Genomic DNA, 19212 nt, shown 5'->3' with positions numbered 1-19212 from the left:
TAACGAGGACAGTATTGACCCGTGCTGGAACGCCGATTCGTGTGTTCGCTCGACGAGCTACCGCCGGGCGCGATGAAGCTTGTCGACGTCGGAAAGTTCGGAGTCGGGGTCTACAACGTCGCCGGTTCGCTGCACGCGATCGTCAACTACTGCTCCCACGAGGGTGCCCCGTTGTGCGAGGGCCTGATTGGCGGCACCAATGAGTACGCGCCAGATGAGCCCGACGGGCTGCGTCGGGTCCGCGACGGCCAGATCATCCGATGTCCTTGGCACAACTGGGAATTCGATGTCACCACGGGTCAAAACCTCGCCGACCCCAAGCGGCGGGTCCGCACCTACGACGTCGATGTCGACGACGGGAAGGTGTTTCTAACCGCATGATCATCGACGCCAACGTCCAGCCGCATTTCCGCGACAACGCCGAAATCAGGCGCTACCTACCTGCCGCCCATCGGCTACGGTCGATCCCCGACGTCGAAGCGCAGTGGTATCAGGCACCGGGTGGGAACTACCGCCACGACCTGTACGGCGAGCACTATCCGGCGTCCGATCGCGAGACCGTTGCCCAGCACCTCTTCGACGAAGCGGGGGTCGATTACGCCGTGCTGAACCCGTTGACCCGCGGCAACATTGCCGACTATCTGCTCAACAGCCGAATCTGTGCCGCGGTCAACGACTGGCTCCTGGACCGGTGGCTGGAGCCGGATTCCTCGAACCGCTTCCGCGGCACCATCCGGGTCAATCCGGAGGACCCCAAGGGTGCGGTTGCCGAAATCGAGCGTCTTGCCGGCCATCCCAAGCTGGTGCAAGTCGGTGTTCCGATGCAGTCCCGCGAGCCCTACGGCAAACCGATGTTCGAGCCGATCTGGGAAGCCGCTGCCGCGCACCGGCTTCCGGTAGCCGTACACATCAACGGAGGCAACGGCGTCGACTATCCGCCCACGTTCGCCGGTCACGCTCACACCTATCCCGGCTACGCGGCGTTCATGCCGCTGAATTACTTCGTCCACCTGGCAACCCTGATCGTCGAAGGGGTCTTCGGACGTCACCCCGATCTGAGGTTCGTCTTCGCCGACGGCGGTTACGACATCCTCACCCCGCTGATGTGGCGGCTGGACACTTTCTGGTTGTCGATGCGCGATCAGACGCCTTGGGTCGACCGGTATCCCAGCGACTATCTGCCCGCCCACGTTCGGTTCTGTTCGTCGTCGTTGGACGGTCCAACCGATCTGGGCCAGATGCAACGCTGGATGGAGTTCTCCGGCAAGGCTGATCTGCTGATGTACGGGTCGGGCTACCCGCATTGGTCTACGTCCTCACCCGAGCAGGCCGCCGATGGGCTGGAGGAGGCACAACGCGACAACGTGTTGTGGCGAAATGCCGGCGAACTTTACCGACTCGCCGCGCCGGCGAAGGGAAGCATCCGATGACCACGATCGAACGAGTCGGACCGGATACCGAGCACGATGAGATCGCGGTGGCCATTGTCGACACCGATGTGCACCCGATGCCCGTCTCGACCGACGTCCTCAAGTCCTATGCGCCCCCTGAATGGGTGGACAAGATCTGGCCAACCGGAAACGCGGTCACCCCGGTCCCGCACTTCTACGACACGCCGGATTCCTACAAGACCATGTCGATGCGCATCGATGCGGCCCCACCCGGCGGCGGCTTTGCCGGCACCGATCCCGACTATGCCGCCAAACAACTGCTGCTCGACGCTGGAGTCAGCATTGCCACGCTGGAACCGATGTGCGACGCGCAGCTGCCGCAAGCCGAGCACGCGTTGAAGTCCACCTACAACGACTGGCTCGCCGATGTCTGGTTGGACCGCAACAACGCACACGGCCGCTGGCGCGGATCGATTAGCGTCAGCGCGCAGGTGCCCGAGTTGGCGGCACGCGAGATACAACGGTGGGCGGGTCATCCGTACATGGCGCAGGTGTTGATGACGCCGCAGACGCGTGGAATCCCTTTCGGCAACCCGCATTTCGATCCGCTCTATGCGGCTGCGGCGGCCAATGGGCTGCCGGTGGCCACGCATCTGATGGGGCAGACGCCGTTCGAGCTGATTCCGCTGTACCCGGTCGGCAATCCGGCGCACTGGCATGACTTCTTCGCGTCCTGGCCGCTGCTCTACGTCTCGCATTTGATGAGCCTGGTGTTCGACGGCGCTTTTGACCGGCATCCGGATTTGCGGGTGGTGTTCGTCGAGGGCGGTTTCACCTGGGCGATGCCGGTGATGTGGCGGATGGACCGGATCTGGGAAGCCCGTCGCGACGACCTCCCGCACGTCCGGCGCCGGCCGTCGGAGTACGTCCGCGAACACGTCCGGTTCACCACCCAGCCGCTGGAAGACGCCGATGTCAAACAGTTCCGGGAGTATCTGGAAATGATGGACTTCGGCGACAACTTGATGTTCTCGACGGACTATCCGCACTGGAGCTACGACGCGCCGACCTACGCGATCAACCGGTTCCCTGCGGACCAACGCGAGCGGATCATGCGTGGCAACGCGACCGCGCTGTATGGGCTGCCGTCGACCGTCAAGGCGCTTCCCGGCGATCGACCGCCCGCCGACGTCAGCTTCGACTGAGGCGGTGGCACAGACACCGCGAGTCATACGTCCGCCTTGCCAACGGCTTAAATAGGGTGACCTAACACCGCTGAAGGACGAGAGCATGACGACTGAGACTGATCGCGCGCGCCCTAATGGGATTCGCAAGTTTGGTCTGGACGATCCGGGCGCAGGTTGTCCAGATTTACCGTGCAATTTCGGCGCCGACCCGATCGATCGGCCGAGGCAGCAACGAATAGCGTCGGTGGGTTCGACCAGCGTAGAACCGCGACTACTTGCGGTTTGCCGCTGTTGCGGCCCGTGAAGCTCAGCGCAGCATCGTGTTCTTGCTCATCGCCGCGCTCGCGTGGCCGGCCGCCTACCCGTCGGTGTTCTGTCCGTAGCTGAGTACGTGCTCGCGGATGGCTGTGGGTTTCACACCCAGGCTGGCGACTGCCTTCGCCGCCGCCGACTGGTCCTGCCACATCAAGGCCGCGAAGATATGAGGGGGTTCCACTTGGCCGTGTCCAGGTACCTGGGCCTCATACCGGCTGCGCTCCAACGCCGACTTGGCCCTCGGGCTGAACGGCGCATGACCCGGCTGCGGCTCACCCACCGGGCCGATCATGTCCTCCACGCGCGACCGGATCGCCTCGCCCGTGAGTCTGAACGACCGCAGCGTCTTCCCGACCGCGTCGTCTCCGCCTCCCTCAAGCACCCCGAGCAGCAGATGCTCGGTACCGATGTAATCGTTGCCGTGTCTGCGGGCCTCAGAATGGGCCCGTGTGACAGCGCTGCGAGCTGGCATGCTGAATACGTCGAACACGCCAACACGCTACGCGCACTACCCATCACCACCGGTCCGGATCGTGCGCGGCGACAGCAGCTACTGCCCCGAACGCGGCCCGGTGAAGCGAACCGGGTTTCATGCACACCTCGTTACATGTGATCGGTGTGCTGTCCGACCTGGAGGTGAGCGTAGTACTCGCCTTCGGCTTCTGCCGGAGGACGGCGCCCGAGGCGGTGCATGAGCCTCCAGGTGTTGTACCAGTGCGCCCACGCCGAGGTAGTCCTCGCGCCCTACCATGTCGTTCCCTGCAGAGACGGTCCCTAGCGGAGCTGCAGGTGGGTTAGCAGCATGGCGAGCGCCCACACGAATAGCGCCGTCATGAATAGGATCTCTCGCCACCCGAGGGCCGGTGTGGCCTGGATGGCATATGACATGAGTTTGCGTGGCGGCGTGGGTGTTTCGGGCATCTGCTCCGCAGGCAGCACGCGACTGAACCGATGGAAGAAGATCTGTATGGTCAGCATCCCCACAATGAGGCCGGTGATGAAGCTGAGGTCATGCATCTGCGTCAGGAACAGCAGCACCACCAGCACCCCGATGATGATCAAGGTGATGGTGTCGTAGATGCTGATGGTTCGCCCACCGCGGTCGTAATACGAGGCAATCCTCCGGATCCGGATGGGATACGGCACCAAGAAGCCGACCGCGAACTTCACCAACCCTTGCAAGCAGAACGCGATGAGCAGAATTTGCAGGGCAAAAACCATGTGCACTCCATCGGGGTAGCGGTCAGAACGAGCCGACCAGACTTCCCGGCGCACCTAGAAGAAATATACTCCCACAGGCCTTTTCGAACTGGGCCCCCGTTTGAGGTTCGCTTGGCACGGTGAATGGACCACCGTTTTGCCAAGAGCATGAAACCGGGCTTGCCCGGTCGAGGGCCGTGTGGTGATGGTGGCTTTTACCGGGCTGTTCTTAAACTCGGTTAGCTCCGAACGTGAGAAGTGGCCCCATTTTTTCCGCCCCAGTTGTGATGCCAGCGGTCCAGCAGCGCTGGGATCTCCCCGAGAAGAAAGGCGTAGAAGTCCCGCATCTGCGCCAGACGCCGTCCGGCCAGGCTGTCGTGTCCGGTGGCCTCGATACCTACTTCGGCGGCAGCCTGCATGGCCGATATCACGGCGTTCTGGTTGGTATACAGGACCGCCCAGGCATCGTCGGGCAGCCGGTAGTGGTCGCGGCGGCTCCCCGGTGCGGGCACCCGCTGGGCCAGGCCGACGGAGGTGAGCATCTTGATGGCGCCCGAGATCGCGCCCGAGCTGGCCTGCAGCCGGGTCGCCAACTCGCCCATGGTCATGGTGGTCTGCTCGGTGAACAGCAGCGCGGCCAGCACCCGGGCGGTCATGCGTTGCAGCCCGTGGTTGGTGAGGACGAGCGCGAGCTGCTCGGCGGCCTCGTTGGTATCTGCGGCCTCGGTCACCGGAATCCCCTCCACCCAAAGAGTCTTCAATAATCTCTGAAACTTCAGTATAGTGGCTGTCGGCGCTCCGGGAAGTCTGGTCGGAACTTGGTAACCGTATTCGTGCGGTGACGACGGCCGACCGACGCACCGCTGACCCAGAAGGCGACTGAGCATATGCATACCGTCTCCGCGGCAGCCACATCATTGAGCGCCACGACCGAGGTGATCCGCGTCCGCGGGCTCACGTTCAGCTATCCAAAGGCATCCGAGCCCGCGGTGCGCGACATGGACTTCACCGTCGGCCGCGGTGAGATCTTCGGGTTCCTCGGCCCCAGCGGCGCTGGCAAGTCCACCACCCAAAAGCTGTTGATCGGCCTGCTGCGCGGTCACGGCGGCGAGGCCGCGGTGTGGGACAAGGACCCGCTGGCCTGGGGACCGGACTACTACCAGCGCATCGGTGTCTCGTTCGAGCTGCCCAGCCACTACCAGAAGCTCACCGGCCTGGAGAACCTGCGTTTCTTCGCCTCGCTCTATGACACCGCGACGCCGGATCCGATGGAGCTGCTGGATGCCGTCGGCCTGGCCGACGATGCCAACACCCGAGTGGGCAAGTACTCCAAGGGCATGCAGATGCGACTGACCTTCGCCAGGTCGCTGATCAACGACCCGGAACTGCTCTTCCTGGACGAGCCCACCTCCGGGATGGACCCGGTGAACGCGCGCAAGGTCAAAAACATCATCCTTGACCTCAAGGCGCGCGGGCGCACGGTTTTCCTCACCACCCACGACATGGCGACCGCCAACGAGCTGTGCGGCCGGGTGGCCTTCGTCGTCGACGGCAGCATCGTTGCCCTGGACACGCCCACCGAGCTGAGGATCGCCCGCAGCCAGCGGCTCGTGCGCGTGGAGTACCGCGGCAAGAAGGGCCGCCTTGAGTCCGCCGAGTTCGAAATGGATGGCCTGGCCGACGACCCGGCGTTTCATGCGGTGCTGCGCGGCCAGCGCGTCGAGACCATCCACAGCAGAGAAGCCAGCCTCGACGACGTTTTCGTCGAGATCACCGGCAGGCGGCTGTCATGACCCGGCTGGCGAGCGCATTTCGGCTCGAGCTGACCCTTCAGATCCGGCAACGGTTTCTACACGCGGCCGTCTTCTCCGGCCTTATCTGGCTGGCCGTGCTGCTGCCGATGTCGCATGGGCTGCGCCTGGTCTCCGCGCCCTACATCCTGCTGGGCGACATCTCGATCATCGGATTCTTCTTCATCGCGGGCACGGTGTTCCTCGAGAAGCAGGAACGCACGCTGGGCGCGGTCATCTCCACCCCGCTGCGGTTCTGGGAATACCTAGCCGCCAAACTGGCTGTCCTGGTACTGATCTCACTGTTCGTGGCCTTGATGGTGGCCACGATCGCCCACGGCTTCGCCTGCCGCCCGGCGCCATTGGTTGTCGGGGTGGTGGTGGGGACGCTGCTGATGCTGCTGGTGGGGTTCACCACGTCGCTGCCGTTCGCCTCGGTCAGCGACTGGTTTCTGGCCGCGACGGTCCCGCTCGCGATGATGACACTGCCGGTCCTGCACTACTGCGGCGTGTGGCCGAACCCGCTGCTGTACCTGATCCCCACGCAGGGACCGCTGCTGCTGCTCGGGGCGGCCTTCCACCAGGTGAGCTTGACGTCGTGGCAGGCCGTGTACGCGGTGGCCTACCCGCTCGTGTGCCTGGCGGGGTTGTGCTGGGCGGCCAAGGCGGCGTTCGGCCGCTACATCATCGCCAGAGGCGGCCTGTGATGGTGCTATACGCCACGGGCGCAAAGGCATTGGCAGCGTTCGGCCGCAACGACCTGCGCGGCACCTACCGCGACCCGCTGCTGATCATGATCGTCGTCGCCCCCGTCATCTGGACCACCGGCGTCGGGTTGCTCACTCCACGCGTGACCCGAATGCTGGCCGACCGCTACGGATTCGACCTGGTTCCTTACTACCCGTTGATCCTCACCGCGTTCCTGCTGCTAACCAGCATCATCATTGCCGGAGGGCTGGCCGCGTTCCTTGTGCTGGACGAGGTCGACGCTGGCACGCTGACCGCGCTGCGGGTGACCCCGGTGCCGCTTTCTACCTTCTTCGCCTATCGGGCGGCCACCGTCCTGGGAGTGACCGCCGTCTACGTGGTCGCGACCATGTCCTTCAGCGGGATTCTGGAGCCCGGCCTGGCCCTGTCCCTGGTCCCGATCGGCCTGCTCGCCGGATTGACGGCGGTCGTCAGCATGCTGCTGATTCTCGCTCTGGCCAGCAACAAGATTCAGGGTCTGGCCGCCGTCCGCGCCCTCGGGATGCTCATCTCCGGCCTGCCCTGCCTGCCGTGGTTCATCGACTCCGGCTGGAACCTCGCATTCGGCGTGCTGCCGCCGTACTGGGCCGCCAAAGCGTTTTGGGTCGCCAGCGACCACCGCACCTGGTGGCCCTATCTCCTCGTCGGCGTCGTCTACAACCTGGCCATCGCCTGGCCCCTGTTCCGCCGCTTCCTTGCCAAAAACACCTGACATCAACGAATCGATACCTCCAGCACCGGAGTGGGTGGTCTCGAAGGAGAGCACCGCGTTGCACGCGCTGACGCTTCGCCGGTCATTCGCGGTCGATTAGACCGACCGACGACGATGCGGGCCGGGGTCCGGCCGAGGAGGAGTCGGTCTATCAGACGGGGTCGAATTTGGTGATCAGCCAGTCCCCGTGCAGCTTGGTCAACGACACCAGCACGCTACTGGACGCCATCGCCGGATCCGGCCGTTCCTTGCTGGTGGTGGCCTGGTTGACGAAAACCAACACGACCGCCGAATCCGGGTGCAGCTGAGTCGCCGCCGCGCCCACGACCTGAGCGGTAGTCATCACCGCCTTTTCCTTAGCGGCCGGAGTGACGACCTGCTTGGTGAACTGGTCGTAGTAGTTCAGGAAGTCGCCGGCGAGGTGGGATTTGGCCGCGGCGAAGTCCTGGTTGAGGGTGTCGGGTTTGTATGACAGCAAGGCCACGGTGCCGTCTCGCGCCGCGTTGACCGCGCTCTGCGCGACCGCGTCGTCGGTCTGGGTGTCAGCCCGGTACTGCGAGAAATACAGCCATCCGGCCAGCCCGCCGGCCGCCAGCAGACCCAGCACCAAAACCACCGGGATGGTGCTGACGAGTCGCCGCCAGGATGCGGTCGAACCCTTGCTGCTGTCTGCGGACGTGTCGATCTCGACCCCGTCGGTGGCCTCGATGTCGGGGGTGGCCTCGTCCTCTGCGCTCACAGCACGAACTCCACTTTCGATACCTTCAGCTGATCACCGTCGTGGACCACCGACACCCGGAACCGGAAGGTCCGCGGTTGGTCTTTGGCGCCGGCAATATTGGTGACACGCTCGTTGGCCAAGACCAGAACGACGGCGGAATCGTTGTTCATCGACTCGATCGCCGTCGCCGCGACCGATCCTTCGGTCACCGCTTTGGAATCCTTCACCACCGCCTCGAAATCGTCTGCGCGCCTTTGGAAGTCATCTCTGAATTCGCCGGTAGCACTGTCGAGTACCCGCTGGACGTCCTCCTTGGCCTTGTTGAAGTCCAGTGACGTCAGGTTGACGACGCCTTGTCGGGCGGTGGCGGTGAATGCTGCGGCGCGCTGCTGCTTCTGCAGGACGTTGTGGTGGCGCGAGGCCATCCAGCCGCTGGCCCCGAGCAGTGCGCAGATGGCGATGACTGCGGCGGCGGTCAGCGCCAGGGACAACTTCACGGTTGGTAACCGGCGGCGGCGGGGCTCGGGTTCGGCCGCCTCGGACGGCTCGAGTGGCTCCGGTGTCTCGACGGTCTCGGTTGCCTCGACGTCTTCGCCGACCACGGTGGTTGCGTCGGCGTCTTCGTCGGCCTTTTCCTGCGCTTCTCGCCGCAACTTGATGGCACGGGCCCGTGCGCGGGCGGCCGCGGCGAGCGCCTCGGCCTCAGCGGCTTCGGCCTCGGCTTGCTCTGCCAACGCGATCGCATCGGTCTTCGCCTTGGCGGGATCCTGCGGCGGCTTGTCGATGTCAGCCATGGCGAGCGCGGCTTCTCAACGTCATTATCGAGTGAACTCCGGTATCTCTTACGGTATTGCTCATTGCTACCATCGGGTCACCAGCTACCACCGACTGGGACACACGCCCGGCCTTCATCCGCAACGGTGAAGGAAGGTCCAGGAAGGTCCAGGAAGGTCCCAGCCAACATCATGACTGCCGTCGATTCTCCCGAAAAGATACTCTTCGCCTCCACCACCCAAGCATTTCTGCAAAAAGAGGTTCCGCTGAGCCGGGTGCGAGAGTTGCACAGCCAGGGTGTCTCGTTCGAGCCCACCTGGTGGCAGCGGGCCGCCGAGCTGGGTTGGACTGCGTTGCTGGTCCCCGAAGAACTGGGCGGCGGCAGCGTATCCGGTGATGGTGTCGCCGATCTGGTGATGGTCGCCGAACAGCTCGGTAAGACGGTGGCGCCCGGCCCGTTGTATCCGGTCAGCACGGTGCTCGCCGGACTGGTGGATTCCGCCGACCCGCATTCCCACGCGGCGACGATTGAATCGCTGATCGCCGGCGAGACCGTCGCGTCGTGGGCGGTGTACGAGCCGGGGCACGGGTGGGCGCCTCATCAGCCCTCGGTCACCGCGACCGCGACCGCGTCCGGCTACCGCATCGACGGTGTCAAAGACCGCGTAGAGTCCGGCGCTCAAAGCAGCCTGCTGCTCGTGGTGGCGCAGACCGACGACGGCGTAGGCCAGTTCCTGGTGCCAACCGACGCATCCGGGCTGCACATCGAGCCGCAGCAGTCGGTCGACTTGGTCAAGCACTACGCCCGTGTGCACTTCGACGGGGTCGAAGTCGACCACAGCGCCGCCGTCGGCGGCACCGCCGAGCTGATCGACCGTCAAAGCCAAATCGCCCAACTGCTGCAGTGCGCAGAAGTGATCGGAATTCTGCAAACCGTCTTCGATTTCACCGTCGCGTGGGCGTTGGACCGGCACACCTTCGGCCGGCCACTGGCGTCCTACCAAGCGCTGAAACACCGTTTCGCCGATATGAAGATGTGGTTGGAGGCGTGCAAGGCGACCACGACCGCGGCGGTAACCGCCATCTCCGGCCGCTTGCCCGACGCCGCCCTGTCGGCCAGCATCGCCAAGTCTTACGTCGGGGAGATGGCCACTGAGATCATCCAGGGCTGCGTGCAGATGCACGGCGGAATCGGCGTCACCTGGGAGCACGACTTGCATGTGTACCTGCGCCGGGCTGCGCTGTACCGGTCCATGTTCGGCACGCCCGAGGAACACAACCTGCGGGTCTACCAGCTGCAGGAGGCAGCACAACAGGCTCCGAGGTCCGCCTGATGACCGACACCTATCGCGCCGACACTGACGCTGCGGCCGAGTCCATCGACGGGTTTCGGGTCCGGGCTCGCGCCTGGCTGGCCGGGCACATGCCGGCTATCGATCCCGCGGCCCCACCGGCGGCCCATCGTGACGAGGAGCGCTGCTGGCAGCGAGCTCGCGAGCTCCAAAAGCGGCTCTATGAAGGAGGATTCGCCGGTATCTGCTTTCCTCGCGACTACGGCGGGCTCGGCCTGGACTACGAGTACCAGAAGGTGTTCAACGAGGAGAGCCTCAGCTATGAGATGCCGCTGATCCTCAACACCCCGACGTTCACCATCTGCTGCGCGACGCTGCTCGACACCGGCAGCGAGGAGCAGAAACGCGAGCACATTGCCGCGGCGCTGCGGGGTGACGAGGTACTGGTTCAGCTGTTGTCCGAGCCCAGTGGCGGCTCTGATCTCGCCGGCGTGATCACCCGGGCCGAACGGCACGGCGACCGCTGGGTGATCAACGGCGCAAAGACGTGGAGTACCAGCGCATTCGGCGCGGACTATGGGCTATGCCTGGCCCGCACGAATTGGGATGTGCCCAAACATTACGGACTCACGATGTTCCTGGTGCCGATCAAGCATCCGGGAATCACGTTGCGGCGCATCACTCAGCTCAACGGCTCCACGGAGTTCTGCGAGGAGTTCCTCGATGGCGTCGACGTCGGTGACGACGCTGTCGTCGGCGAGGTCAACGACGGGTGGTCGGTTGCCTCACGGCAGCTCTATCACGAGCGCCGAGCGGTGGGCATGGGTTCGGAATTCGCCAGCGGCAGCGGCAGCGAGGGCGGCCGAGCCACACCGGTGAACTATCTGCGGCTGGCCGAGAAGACCGGGCAAGCCGACAACGAACGAGTGCGGCAGATCGCTGGACGGGCACTGGTGCACCGGGCGGTCAGCGATCAACTGGGCGCCCATGTCTTCCGCAGCGTTCGCGACGGCACGCTGCCGCCCGCTGCCGGGACCCTGCTGCGGCTATTTCACGCCGAGACAGTCACTTTGGAGATGGACGCCGGGTTGGCCATCACCGGAACGGCCGGCGTCGTCGGTGCGGAGGGCGATGGCCTGGAGGCCGGCCTGCGCTACCTATCCCGGCAGACCGTCTGCATCGGCGGCGGCACCAGCGAGTTGGCCCGCAACGTCATCGGCGAGCGGGTGCTGAATTTTCCTCGCGAGTACGCCGCCGACCGCGGTGTGCCGTTCAATCAGGTAAAGCACGGCAATTAGCCGCTACACCGTGCGTGCCAGCCGGTTCGCCAGCAGCTCGGCGAACCGCGACGGATCCTCGGGTGCGTTACCTTCGGCGAGAAGAGCTGCGCCGTAGAGCAATTCAGCGGTTTCGGTATTCGTAGGATCGTCGCCGCGGTCTTTGTGGGCCTGCAGCAGACCGAAGATGAGTGGGTGTTTCGGGTTGAGTTCCAAAGTCCGCTTTCCGACCGGGACGTCCTGCCCGGTGGCGCGGTAGATGCGGGCCAGCGACGGGGTCACGCCGAAGGCGTCGGTGATCAGGCAGGCCGGCGAGTCGGTCAGACGGGTGGATAGCCGCACTTCCTTGACGTGCTCGCTCAGCGTCTCGGTCAACCAGCTCAGCAGATCGGCGAAATCCTGCTCCTGCTCTTTACGTTCGGCCTCGTGCGCCGTCTTCTCTTCCTCGGAGTCGAGGTCGACGTCGCCCATGGCCACCGATTGCAGCGGTTTGCCGTCGAACTCGGTCACCGATCCCAGCCAGATCTCGTCGACCGTGTCGGACAGCAGCAGCACCTCGTAGCCTTTGGCTTTGAACGCTTCAAGATGTGGCGTATTGAGGATCTGCTGAGGCGATTCGCCGGTGGCGTAGAAGATCTGTCGCTGGCCGTCTTTCATCCGTTCCACATACTCGGCCAGCGTGGTGAGTTGGTCTTCGCTGTGCGTCGAGGCGAACGAGGAGACCTCCAGCAGCGTCTCCTGGTTGTCGAAGTCCCTCATCAGGCCCTCTTTGAGGACCTTGCCGAACTCACCCCAGAAGGTGCGGTAATCGTCCGGCCGCTCAGACTGCAGATCCTTGATGGTCGACAGGACCTTCTTGGTCAGCCGGCGCCGGATCGCGTTGATCTGCCGGTCCTGTTGCAGGATCTCGCGGGAAACGTTCAGCGACAGATCCTGCGCGTCCACCACACCTTTGACGAAACGCAGGTACCGGGGCATCACCTGGTCGCAGTCGCCCATGATGAAGACGCGTTTGACGTACAACTGCACCCCGACGGCCGCGTCCGGCTCGTACAAGTCGAGTGGGGCCCGCGTCGGGATGAACAGCAGGGCTTGGTATTCGAAGGTGCCCTCCGCCTTCATCGAGATCACTTCGAGCGGCTCGTCCCAGGCGTGCGCGATGTGTTTGTAGAACTCCTTGTACTCCTCGTCGGACACTTCGTCTTTGGGCCTGGCCCACAGCGCCTTGCCCGAGTTCAGGGTCTGGGTTTCGATGGTGGCGGTTTCTTCGCCGCCGTCCTCGGTAGCAGGAGAGCGTTGCTCGACCTCCATCCGGATCGGCCAGGCGATGAAGTCGGAGTACTTCTTGACCAGCGTCCTGATCTGCCACTCCGAGGTGTAGTCGTGGATTGCGTCCTCGGCGTCCACCGGCTTGAGGTGCAGGGTGACCGATGTCCCTTGCGGAGCGCCCTCGACCGTGGCGATGGTGTAGGTGCCGTCGCCACTGGACTCCCACTTGATGGCTTCGCTGTCGCCCGCCTTGTGGGTGAGCAGTTCGACCTTGTCGGCCACCATGAAAGTGGAGTAGAACCCGATGCCGAATTGACCGATCAGTTCCTCGGAAACTGCGGTGTTTTTAGCATTCTGTGCGTCCTTTAACTGCTGACGCAGCTCGGCGGTACCGGACTTGGCCAGGGTGCCGATCAGATCGACCACCTCGGCGCGGGTCATGCCGATGCCGTTGTCGCGGATGGTCAGGGTGCGGGCGTCCTTGTCGACGTCGACCTCGATGTGCAGGTCGGAGGTGTCGACGTCGAGGTCCTTGTTTCGGAATGCTTCGATCCGCAGCTTGTCCAGCGCATCCGAGGCGTTCGAGATCAACTCGCGCAGAAACGAATCCTTGTCGGAGTAGACCGAGTGGACCATCAAATCCAGCAGTTGCCTTGCTTCGGCCTGAAACTCCAGCTGCTCGACGTCCGCTGTCATGATTTCCCCTTACGCCCTCCACGAGACTGGCATTCGAGGGCAGGCTACAGGATTGCGCCGCTGTCCTTGGCCGCGGCGATATCGTCCCACTCGAAGCCGAGCTCGAGCAGGATCTCCTCCGTGTGCTGGCCGTGTTCGGGCGCACGTCCCGGGCCGGGCGGTGTCTCATCGAACTGCACTGGCGCAGCCACCATCTCGTATTCGACACCCTGATCGTCGACATTGGTGATCAGGTAACCGTTGGGTTTGCTCTGCGGGTCGTTGAGTGCCTCACGCGGGGTGGCCAGCGGCGCCCAGACCCCGGGCTCGTCGGCCAGCACCTGCCGCCAGTGGGCCAGGTCGTGCCCGGCGAACTTGGCGGCGAGCAACGCGGTCGCCTCGGCCGCGTTGGCGACCAGATTGGACGACGGCACGAACCGCTCGTCGGTGGCCAGCTCAGACAGGCCGATCCGGTGACAGAAGCCGGCCCAGAACTTGTCCGGCTGCAGGAACACCAGCTGGATCCACCGGTCGTCCTTGGTCTTGTACCTATTGACGAGCGGGTTCATCGCCAATCCGGGAGGCGCTCCGGGGATGCCGTCGATGCCGAACAGATCGGCGACCGAAATCGAGGGCGCGATGCTCCACATCGCCTGGGCCAGCAGCGAGGAGTCGACAATGGTCGGCTCGCCGGTTCGCTGGCGGTGGAACAGCGCTGCGCAGACGCCGCCGGCCAGGGTGATCCCCGCCTGCAGGTCACCGAAAGCCGGGCCCTGCACGGCGGGGTTTTCGGTGCCGAACGGCGTGAGCGTGTAAGCCACCCCGCCGCGGGCCAGGTAGGTGGCCGCGTCGAACCCGCCTCGATCGCGGTCGGGGCCGCGCACCCCCAACCCGGTTCCGCGCGCGACGATGATGTCGGGGTTGAACCCGCGGATGTCCTCGACCGTAAGACGGGCCCGTTCCAGCGCTGCAGGTAGCCAGTTGGTGAGCAGTACGTCGGCCTCGGCGAGCAGCCGCCCGAAGAATTCACGGCCGGTCTCACTCTTGAGATCTAGTGCGATGCTTCGCTTTCCGCGATTGCTGAGTTCGAGGATGAAGTCGGTATCGGCTCGCGCCGCTTGCCGGGTGAAGCCTCCGACCACCAATGCGCGGCCGGGATCACCGCCGACGATGCTCTCTACCTTGATGACGTCCGCGCCCCAGTCCGCCAATGCGACACCGGCGGCGGGCACGTACGTCCACGAAGCCAGTTCGACGACCCGGACGCCGGTGAGCACGCCTGTCATCTGTCCACCCTTTTCGGTGTCTTTTCTATTTTAGGTAGTATAGATACTATAGGTATTTGTCAGCCTGTCCTGCAATGACGCAGTGTCGTGGAAGAGAAGCGATGAGTCGAACGCTCGTCCGGTCCCAGTCGATGACCGGGTCAGCGCCCTTGCTGAGCCCACGGCGACGACGGCAGATCCCGGTTCCCGTATCGAATGGCTTGAGCCCCAATGTACGTCGCATTGCTGAGCGCATGGGAAGGGATGGGCTATGGGCAGGGTGACGGGCAAGGTCGCGGTCGTCAGTGGAGCCGCACGAGGTCAAGGCCGCTCGCATGCGCGGATGCTCGCCGCCGAAGGCGCCGACATCATCGCGATCGACTTGTGCGAAGACATCGAAACCAATGAGTACCCGCTGGCCCGGCCGGAAGATCTCGACGAAACCGCTCGTCTGGTCGAGAAGGAGGGGCAGCGTGTCATCACCGAGATCGCCGATGTTCGTGACCGCGCCGCATTGTCGGCGGCGATCGACCGCGGCGTCGCCGAGCTCGGCCATCTCGACATCGTGGTCGCCAACGCCGGCATCTGTCCGCTGACAGCGGGCCTGCCGGCGCAGGCATTCGCCGATGCCGTCGACGTGGACCTCGGTGGCGTACTCAACCTGGTGCACGCCGGCCTCAAGCATCTCCAGTCCGGCGCGTCGATCATCGTGATCGGGTCCAACGCGGCATTCATGTCATCCATGAACACCGCCGGCATCGACGGCGGTCCCGGCGGCGCTGGGTATGCTTTTGCGAAAATCGCTGCCGCGCACTATGTCAACGATTTCGCACGGGCGCTGGCGCCGTTCTCGATCCGGATGAACGCGGTGCACCCGACCAACGTCAACACCGACATGTTGCACAGCGCGCCGATGTACCGGGCTTTCCGTCCCGACTTGAAGAATCCGACCCGCGAAGATGCCGAGCCGGTTTTTCCACTGGTGCAGGCCATGCCCATTCCCTACGTCGAACCCGAGGACATCAGCGAGGCCGTGCTGTTCCTTGCCTCCGACGCCGCCCGCTACATCACCGGCCAGCAGCTCCGCGTCGACGGCGGGGGATTCCTGAAGGTGAAGCCGTGGTCGGGCGGCTGATGCTCGGTCAACCACGCTGCACCGCAAGCGAAATGAAGGAGTGGCATGCCTAAAGGGATCATCTACCTGGAGACCATGCCGGTGTCGGCGGACCGCGAGGCCGAGTACCACAAGTGGTACAACGACACGCATTTGGCGGAGATCTGCTCGGTGGACGGGATCGTCTCAGCGCGCCGTTTCGCGCCGACCGACGGCGAAGGCCCGTTCGTCGCGATCTACGAGCTCGACTGCGACGACCTCGACGCGGTGGTCCAACGGCTGGGGGAGCTCGGCGCCAGCGGCAAGATGTCCTCGCTCGAGCTACTCAACATGGAAACACCGCCAATTCCCAACGTCTACGCCGAGATTGGTTCCTACCCAAAGTGACTCCGGCGCCAGAGGTCTCTGCAGAAGTCCAGAAACGCCTCTATGCGTTGATGGTGCTGATGAAGGCGGCTGACGATCGGCTCTCCAAGGGCATCGGCACCGGAGAATTCATGTGCGTGTACTGGCCGTCGCGCGGCCAGGAAGCGATCGCCGCGGCGATGGGTGTGTCGCTGCGGCCCGACGACCAGCTGGTCACCACGTACCGCGGACTGCACGACCTGATCGGCAAAGGTGTACCGCTGGTGGAGATCTACGGCGAGATGATGGGACGCACGGTCGGCGCAAGCCGCGGCAAGGGCGGCACCATGCACATTGCCAAACCCGAGAACGGCGTCATGCTGTCGACCGGGATCGTGGGAGCCGGGCCGCCAGTGGCGGTCGGTCTGGCGATGTCGGCCAAACGCAAAGGGCTGGACCGGGTCACGGTGGTCAGCTTCGGCGACGGCGCGACCAACACCGGCTCGTTTCACGAGGCGGCCAATATGGCTGCACTATGGGATCTTCCGATGGTCTTCGTATGTCAGAACAATCTGTACGCCGAGATGACGCCCACCAGCGACACCATGAAGCTCGAGCAGGTCGCCGACCGGGCGGCCGGCTACGGCATGCCGGGTGTGCGCGTCGACGGCAACGATCCGCTGCCGGTGAAGTCGTCGCTCGACGAGGCGCTGCGACGGGCACGCACCGGCGCCGGCCCCACCTTCATCGAGTGTGTGACGTTCCGCTTCCGGGGCCATTACTTCGGTGACCGGATGCCCTACATCCCCAAGGATCAGCTGGCCGCGGCGATCGATGCCGATCCGGTGCCGAAGTTCCGCGCCCACCTGGCCGAAGCGGGCATCTGCGGCGAGGACGAGCTGGAAAGCATCGACAACGAGGCGCTCGCGACGGTGGAGTCCGCGCTGCAAACCGTGATGAGCGCGGATTCACCGTCGGTGGACGAGCTCGACCGCGACGTGTACGCAACCCCGATCAAGTTCCCGGTGTAAAGGCATGGACGACAAAGAGATGACGATGCGCGAGGCGCTGAACCTCGCGTTGGATCAGGCGCTACAAGCCGACGATCGGGTGTTCCTGCTCGGTGAGGACATCGCCGACCCCGGGGCGTCGGGCCCCACGGCCGGGTTATCGACGAAGTACGGCCACGATCGGGTCCTGGACACCCCGATCTCGGAAGCCGCGATCGTCGGCGCGGCCATCGGTGCAGCCATCGACGGGATGCTGCCGGTGGCCGAGATCATGATCATGGACTTCATCGGCATCGCGGCCGACCAGCTGATCAACAACGCCGCCAAGCTGCGATTCATGACGGCTGGGCGCACCACGGCGCCGATTACCGTCCGCACCCAGGTGTACGCGGGGCTGGCCACCGGGGCGACCCATTCGCAGAGCCTGGAGGCATGGTTCATGCACATCCCCGGCATGAAGGTGATCGTGCCGTCCACTCCGCGTGACGGCAAAGGCCTACTGGCGTCGGCGATTTTCGACGAGGACCCGTGCCTGTTCGTCGAAACGATCCGGCTGCAAGGCAAGAAGGGGCCGGTGCCCGTTGATCCGGGCTTCCGGATCCCCCTGGGCCAGGCCGACATCAAGCGGCCCGGCACCGACGTGAGCCTGATCAGCTATGGCCGCAGCGTGCACGACGCGCTGACCGCGGCGGAAACACTGGCGGGCCAGGATGTCAGCGCAGAAGTCGTTGACCTGCGCACCCTGGTCCCGCTCGACGTCGACACCATCGTCGAATCCGTACGCCGAACGCGCCGCGCCGTAATCATCCACGACGCAGTGCAATTCGCGGGCCCCGGAGCAGAGATCGCTGCGATCCTGCAGTCCGAACTGTTCGGCGAGCTGGTCGCGCCGGTCGAGCGGGTCGCTGCCAGATTCATCCCCAATCCCGCCGCGGCCTCCCTGGAGGCGCAGGTGTACCCGTCGCCGGAACGGATTGTCGCCGCAGTTCAGCGGAGCATCGCGAAGGCGGGAACCCTTGGCTGACTTCATTATTCGCATCCCGCGGGTATCGGTGGCCGTCTCGGAGGCTGAGCTGACCGAGCTGCTCGTCGAAGCCGGCGAGCACGTCGACGAGGGCACACCGATCTACGTGATCGCCACCGAAAAAGTGGAGCAGGAAATCCAAGCCGGAGCCTCCGGCACCGTGCAATGGACGGGCCAGGCCGGTACCACCTACGACATCGGCGCAGAAATCGGCGTCATCACTTCATCGAGGAAGGATTAAAACATATGGACCTCAACGAGACTCGCGAGAGGATCATCTACCAGAAAGACGGGGCTATCGCGAAGATCACGCTGAACTGGCCGGAGAAAGCCAACGCCCAAGACCAGAAGCTGGCCGAAGAAGTCGACGCCGCGTTGCTGGATGCCGACCGCGACTACGACATCAAGGTTTTGGTGCTGAAGGCCAACGGCAAGGGATTCTGCTCCGGGCACGCGATCGGCAACAATGCCGTCGACTATCCGGCCTTCGTGGAGAACGCCATGGTGACCGGCCACCCGTGGAAGGCGCAGTCGGATCTCTTCGTCAAGCCAACCCTGAATCTGTGGGAGTTCTCCAAGCCCACCATCGCGCAGGTCCACGGCTACTGTGTGGGCGGTGGTACGCACATGGGCCTGACCACCGACATCGTCATCGCCTCCGAGGACGCCTACTTCTCTTACCCGCCCCTGCAGGGGTTCGGCATGCCGTCCGGTGAATGTTCCATAGAGCCTTGGGTATTCATGAACTGGCGCCGCGCCGCCTACTATCTGTTCACCGCCGAGGTGATCGACGCCAAGAAGGCGCTGGAGGTCGGCCTCGTCAACGAGGTGGTCAAGCGGGAGGACCTGGACGACCGCGTGGACGCGATCGCCCGCCACATTGCCCAGGCACCGTTGACGACGCTGATGCTCACCAAGGCCAACCTGAAGCGAGCCTGGGAGCTGATGGGAATGCGGGTGCACTGGCAGAGCTCCAACGACCTCGTCGCGCTCGCCTCGATCAGTAAGGATGTGCAGCAGCTGATTCAGACCGTGTTCAAGGACAAGGTGTTGCCGTCCGAGCACGCCCGGCGCCAGGCCGCTGCCGCCGCATCGACCGACGGC

The 19212-nt window shown here is 64.4% G+C and carries 21 protein-coding genes; 14 read left to right on the top strand and 7 right to left on the bottom strand.

The features are described from left to right. The first annotated feature begins 21 nt into the window (after positions 1 to 21). From VGG53_RS06515 to VGG53_RS06505, 3 genes are read left to right on the top strand one after another with little or no spacing between them, the layout of a single operon-like run. The gene (locus tag VGG53_RS06515; RefSeq protein ID WP_331517192.1) at positions 22 to 381 is read left to right on the top strand and encodes a Rieske (2Fe-2S) protein; all 360 of its coding nucleotides are present in this window, start codon (positions 22 to 24) and stop codon (positions 379 to 381) included. Further along, entirely contained in the window at positions 378 to 1430 is a 1053-nt protein-coding gene (locus VGG53_RS06510) for an amidohydrolase family protein (RefSeq protein WP_331517190.1), read from the top strand. Before VGG53_RS06515 ends, VGG53_RS06510 begins: the two co-directional genes overlap by 4 nt. Then, complete coding sequence (locus VGG53_RS06505; protein WP_331517189.1) at positions 1427 to 2596, top strand: amidohydrolase family protein; 1170 nt, start codon at positions 1427 to 1429, stop codon at positions 2594 to 2596. The genes VGG53_RS06510 and VGG53_RS06505 overlap by 4 nt, the downstream gene beginning before the upstream one ends. 340 nt (positions 2597 to 2936) lie before the next feature. Here the strand turns inward: VGG53_RS06505 and VGG53_RS06500 are convergent, their stop codons facing one another. The 3 genes from VGG53_RS06500 to VGG53_RS06490 all read right to left on the bottom strand — a co-directional run bounded on the left by VGG53_RS06500 (position 2937) and on the right by VGG53_RS06490 (position 4824). Beyond that, complete coding sequence (locus VGG53_RS06500; protein WP_331517188.1) at positions 2937 to 3383, bottom strand: Clp protease N-terminal domain-containing protein; 447 nt, start codon at positions 3381 to 3383, stop codon at positions 2937 to 2939. A 284-nt stretch (positions 3384 to 3667) separates the two neighbouring features. Beyond that, the gene (locus VGG53_RS06495; RefSeq protein ID WP_331517187.1) at positions 3668 to 4114 is read right to left on the bottom strand and encodes a hypothetical protein; all 447 of its coding nucleotides are present in this window, start codon (positions 4112 to 4114) and stop codon (positions 3668 to 3670) included. Between the two features lie 218 nt (positions 4115 to 4332). Beyond that, on the bottom strand, positions 4333 to 4824 hold the full coding sequence (locus VGG53_RS06490) for a GbsR/MarR family transcriptional regulator (protein ID WP_331517186.1): 492 nt from the start codon (positions 4822 to 4824) through the stop codon (positions 4333 to 4335). A gap of 156 nt (positions 4825 to 4980) precedes the next feature. Between VGG53_RS06490 and VGG53_RS06485 the strand changes: the two genes are divergently transcribed. From VGG53_RS06485 to VGG53_RS06475, 3 genes are read left to right on the top strand one after another with little or no spacing between them, the layout of a single operon-like run. Next, on the top strand, positions 4981 to 5886 hold the full coding sequence (locus VGG53_RS06485) for an ABC transporter ATP-binding protein (RefSeq protein ID WP_414688899.1): 906 nt from the start codon (positions 4981 to 4983) through the stop codon (positions 5884 to 5886). Then, positions 5883 to 6590, top strand: coding sequence for a fluoroquinolone transporter permease (locus VGG53_RS06480; protein ID WP_331517184.1), 708 nt, complete (start codon positions 5883 to 5885; stop codon positions 6588 to 6590). Before VGG53_RS06485 ends, VGG53_RS06480 begins: the two co-directional genes overlap by 4 nt. After that, positions 6590 to 7342 carry an ABC transporter permease gene (locus VGG53_RS06475; protein ID WP_331517183.1) on the top strand — a complete coding sequence of 251 codons (753 nt, stop codon included), beginning with the start codon at positions 6590 to 6592 and terminating at the stop codon, positions 7340 to 7342. Before VGG53_RS06480 ends, VGG53_RS06475 begins: the two co-directional genes overlap by 1 nt. A gap of 151 nt (positions 7343 to 7493) precedes the next feature. On the opposite strand, the gene VGG53_RS06470 is transcribed toward VGG53_RS06475, so the two are convergent. Together VGG53_RS06470 and VGG53_RS06465 are read right to left on the bottom strand one after the other, a co-directional pair. Beyond that, positions 7494 to 8081, bottom strand: a complete 588-nt coding sequence (locus VGG53_RS06470) for a hypothetical protein (RefSeq protein ID WP_414688898.1) — start codon at positions 8079 to 8081, stop codon at positions 7494 to 7496. After that, positions 8078 to 8857 carry a hypothetical protein gene (locus VGG53_RS06465; protein ID WP_331517182.1) on the bottom strand — a complete coding sequence of 260 codons (780 nt, stop codon included), beginning with the start codon at positions 8855 to 8857 and terminating at the stop codon, positions 8078 to 8080. Before VGG53_RS06465 ends, VGG53_RS06470 begins: the two co-directional genes overlap by 4 nt. Positions 8858 to 9028: 171 nt before the next feature. Here VGG53_RS06465 and VGG53_RS06460 point away from each other — a divergent pair, with 171 nt between their 5' ends. Beyond that, positions 9029 to 10171: an acyl-CoA dehydrogenase family protein gene (locus VGG53_RS06460; RefSeq protein ID WP_331517181.1), complete on the top strand. Its 1143-nt coding sequence runs from the start codon at positions 9029 to 9031 to the stop codon at positions 10169 to 10171. Continuing rightward, positions 10171 to 11427, top strand: coding sequence for an acyl-CoA dehydrogenase family protein (locus tag VGG53_RS06455; protein ID WP_331517180.1), 1257 nt, complete (start codon positions 10171 to 10173; stop codon positions 11425 to 11427). Before VGG53_RS06460 ends, VGG53_RS06455 begins: the two co-directional genes overlap by 1 nt. Positions 11428 to 11430: 3 nt before the next feature. Here the strand turns inward: VGG53_RS06455 and htpG are convergent, their stop codons facing one another. Both htpG and VGG53_RS06445 read right to left on the bottom strand, forming a co-directional pair. Continuing rightward, positions 11431 to 13371, bottom strand: coding sequence for a molecular chaperone HtpG (gene htpG / locus VGG53_RS06450; RefSeq protein ID WP_331517179.1), 1941 nt, complete (start codon positions 13369 to 13371; stop codon positions 11431 to 11433). A 44-nt stretch (positions 13372 to 13415) separates the two neighbouring features. After that, positions 13416 to 14636 carry a CaiB/BaiF CoA-transferase family protein gene (locus VGG53_RS06445; protein WP_331517178.1) on the bottom strand — a complete coding sequence of 407 codons (1221 nt, stop codon included), beginning with the start codon at positions 14634 to 14636 and terminating at the stop codon, positions 13416 to 13418. A 250-nt stretch (positions 14637 to 14886) separates the two neighbouring features. On the opposite strand from VGG53_RS06445, the gene VGG53_RS06440 reads away from it, so the two are divergent. The 6 genes from VGG53_RS06440 to VGG53_RS06415 all read left to right on the top strand — a co-directional run. Then, a complete protein-coding gene (locus tag VGG53_RS06440) occupies positions 14887 to 15750 on the top strand; it encodes a mycofactocin-coupled SDR family oxidoreductase (protein ID WP_331517177.1) in 864 nt (287 codons plus the stop codon). 45 nt (positions 15751 to 15795) lie between these two features. Beyond that, the gene (locus VGG53_RS06435) at positions 15796 to 16116 is read left to right on the top strand and encodes a hypothetical protein (protein WP_331517176.1); all 321 of its coding nucleotides are present in this window, start codon (positions 15796 to 15798) and stop codon (positions 16114 to 16116) included. A 50-nt stretch (positions 16117 to 16166) separates the two neighbouring features. After that, positions 16167 to 17105, top strand: a complete 939-nt coding sequence (locus VGG53_RS06430) for a thiamine pyrophosphate-dependent dehydrogenase E1 component subunit alpha (RefSeq protein ID WP_414688901.1) — start codon at positions 16167 to 16169, stop codon at positions 17103 to 17105. Between the two features lie 4 nt (positions 17106 to 17109). Next, positions 17110 to 18108, top strand: coding sequence for an alpha-ketoacid dehydrogenase subunit beta (locus VGG53_RS06425; RefSeq protein WP_331517174.1), 999 nt, complete (start codon positions 17110 to 17112; stop codon positions 18106 to 18108). Further along, positions 18101 to 18349: a lipoyl domain-containing protein gene (locus VGG53_RS06420; RefSeq protein ID WP_331517173.1), complete on the top strand. Its 249-nt coding sequence runs from the start codon at positions 18101 to 18103 to the stop codon at positions 18347 to 18349. Before VGG53_RS06425 ends, VGG53_RS06420 begins: the two co-directional genes overlap by 8 nt. A gap of 5 nt (positions 18350 to 18354) precedes the next feature. Then, positions 18355 to 19212: enoyl-CoA hydratase-related protein (locus tag VGG53_RS06415; protein ID WP_331517172.1), on the top strand; the 858-nt coding region annotated here is incomplete at its 3' end.

It is taken from the genome of Mycobacterium sp. (assembly GCF_036490025.1).
GTDB lineage: Bacteria > Actinomycetota > Actinomycetes > Mycobacteriales > Mycobacteriaceae > Mycobacterium.
The sequence above is the reverse complement of the archived record's forward strand: the minus strand, read 5'-3'. Positions and strand labels throughout refer to the sequence as shown.

Coding starts and splice junctions, on each gene's coding strand:
- VGG53_RS06510 (WP_331517190.1), top strand. CDS start 378: ATGATCATCGACGCCAACGTCCAGCCGCATTTCCGCGACAACGCCGAA.
- VGG53_RS06505 (WP_331517189.1), top strand. CDS start 1,427: ATGACCACGATCGAACGAGTCGGACCGGATACCGAGCACGATGAGATC.
- VGG53_RS06495 (WP_331517187.1), bottom strand. CDS start 4,114: ATGGTTTTTGCCCTGCAAATTCTGCTCATCGCGTTCTGCTTGCAAGGG.
- VGG53_RS06485 (WP_414688899.1), top strand. CDS start 4,981: ATGCATACCGTCTCCGCGGCAGCCACATCATTGAGCGCCACGACCGAG.
- VGG53_RS06480 (WP_331517184.1), top strand. CDS start 5,883: ATGACCCGGCTGGCGAGCGCATTTCGGCTCGAGCTGACCCTTCAGATC.
- VGG53_RS06475 (WP_331517183.1), top strand. CDS start 6,590: ATGGTGCTATACGCCACGGGCGCAAAGGCATTGGCAGCGTTCGGCCGC.
- VGG53_RS06465 (WP_331517182.1), bottom strand. CDS start 8,857: ATGGCTGACATCGACAAGCCGCCGCAGGATCCCGCCAAGGCGAAGACC.
- VGG53_RS06460 (WP_331517181.1), top strand. CDS start 9,029: ATGACTGCCGTCGATTCTCCCGAAAAGATACTCTTCGCCTCCACCACC.
- VGG53_RS06455 (WP_331517180.1), top strand. CDS start 10,171: ATGACCGACACCTATCGCGCCGACACTGACGCTGCGGCCGAGTCCATC.
- htpG (WP_331517179.1), bottom strand. CDS start 13,371: ATGACAGCGGACGTCGAGCAGCTGGAGTTTCAGGCCGAAGCAAGGCAA.
- VGG53_RS06445 (WP_331517178.1), bottom strand. CDS start 14,636: ATGACAGGCGTGCTCACCGGCGTCCGGGTCGTCGAACTGGCTTCGTGG.
- VGG53_RS06440 (WP_331517177.1), top strand. CDS start 14,887: ATGGGCAGGGTGACGGGCAAGGTCGCGGTCGTCAGTGGAGCCGCACGA.
- VGG53_RS06435 (WP_331517176.1), top strand. CDS start 15,796: ATGCCTAAAGGGATCATCTACCTGGAGACCATGCCGGTGTCGGCGGAC.
- VGG53_RS06430 (WP_414688901.1), top strand. CDS start 16,167: ATGGTGCTGATGAAGGCGGCTGACGATCGGCTCTCCAAGGGCATCGGC.
- VGG53_RS06425 (WP_331517174.1), top strand. CDS start 17,110: ATGGACGACAAAGAGATGACGATGCGCGAGGCGCTGAACCTCGCGTTG.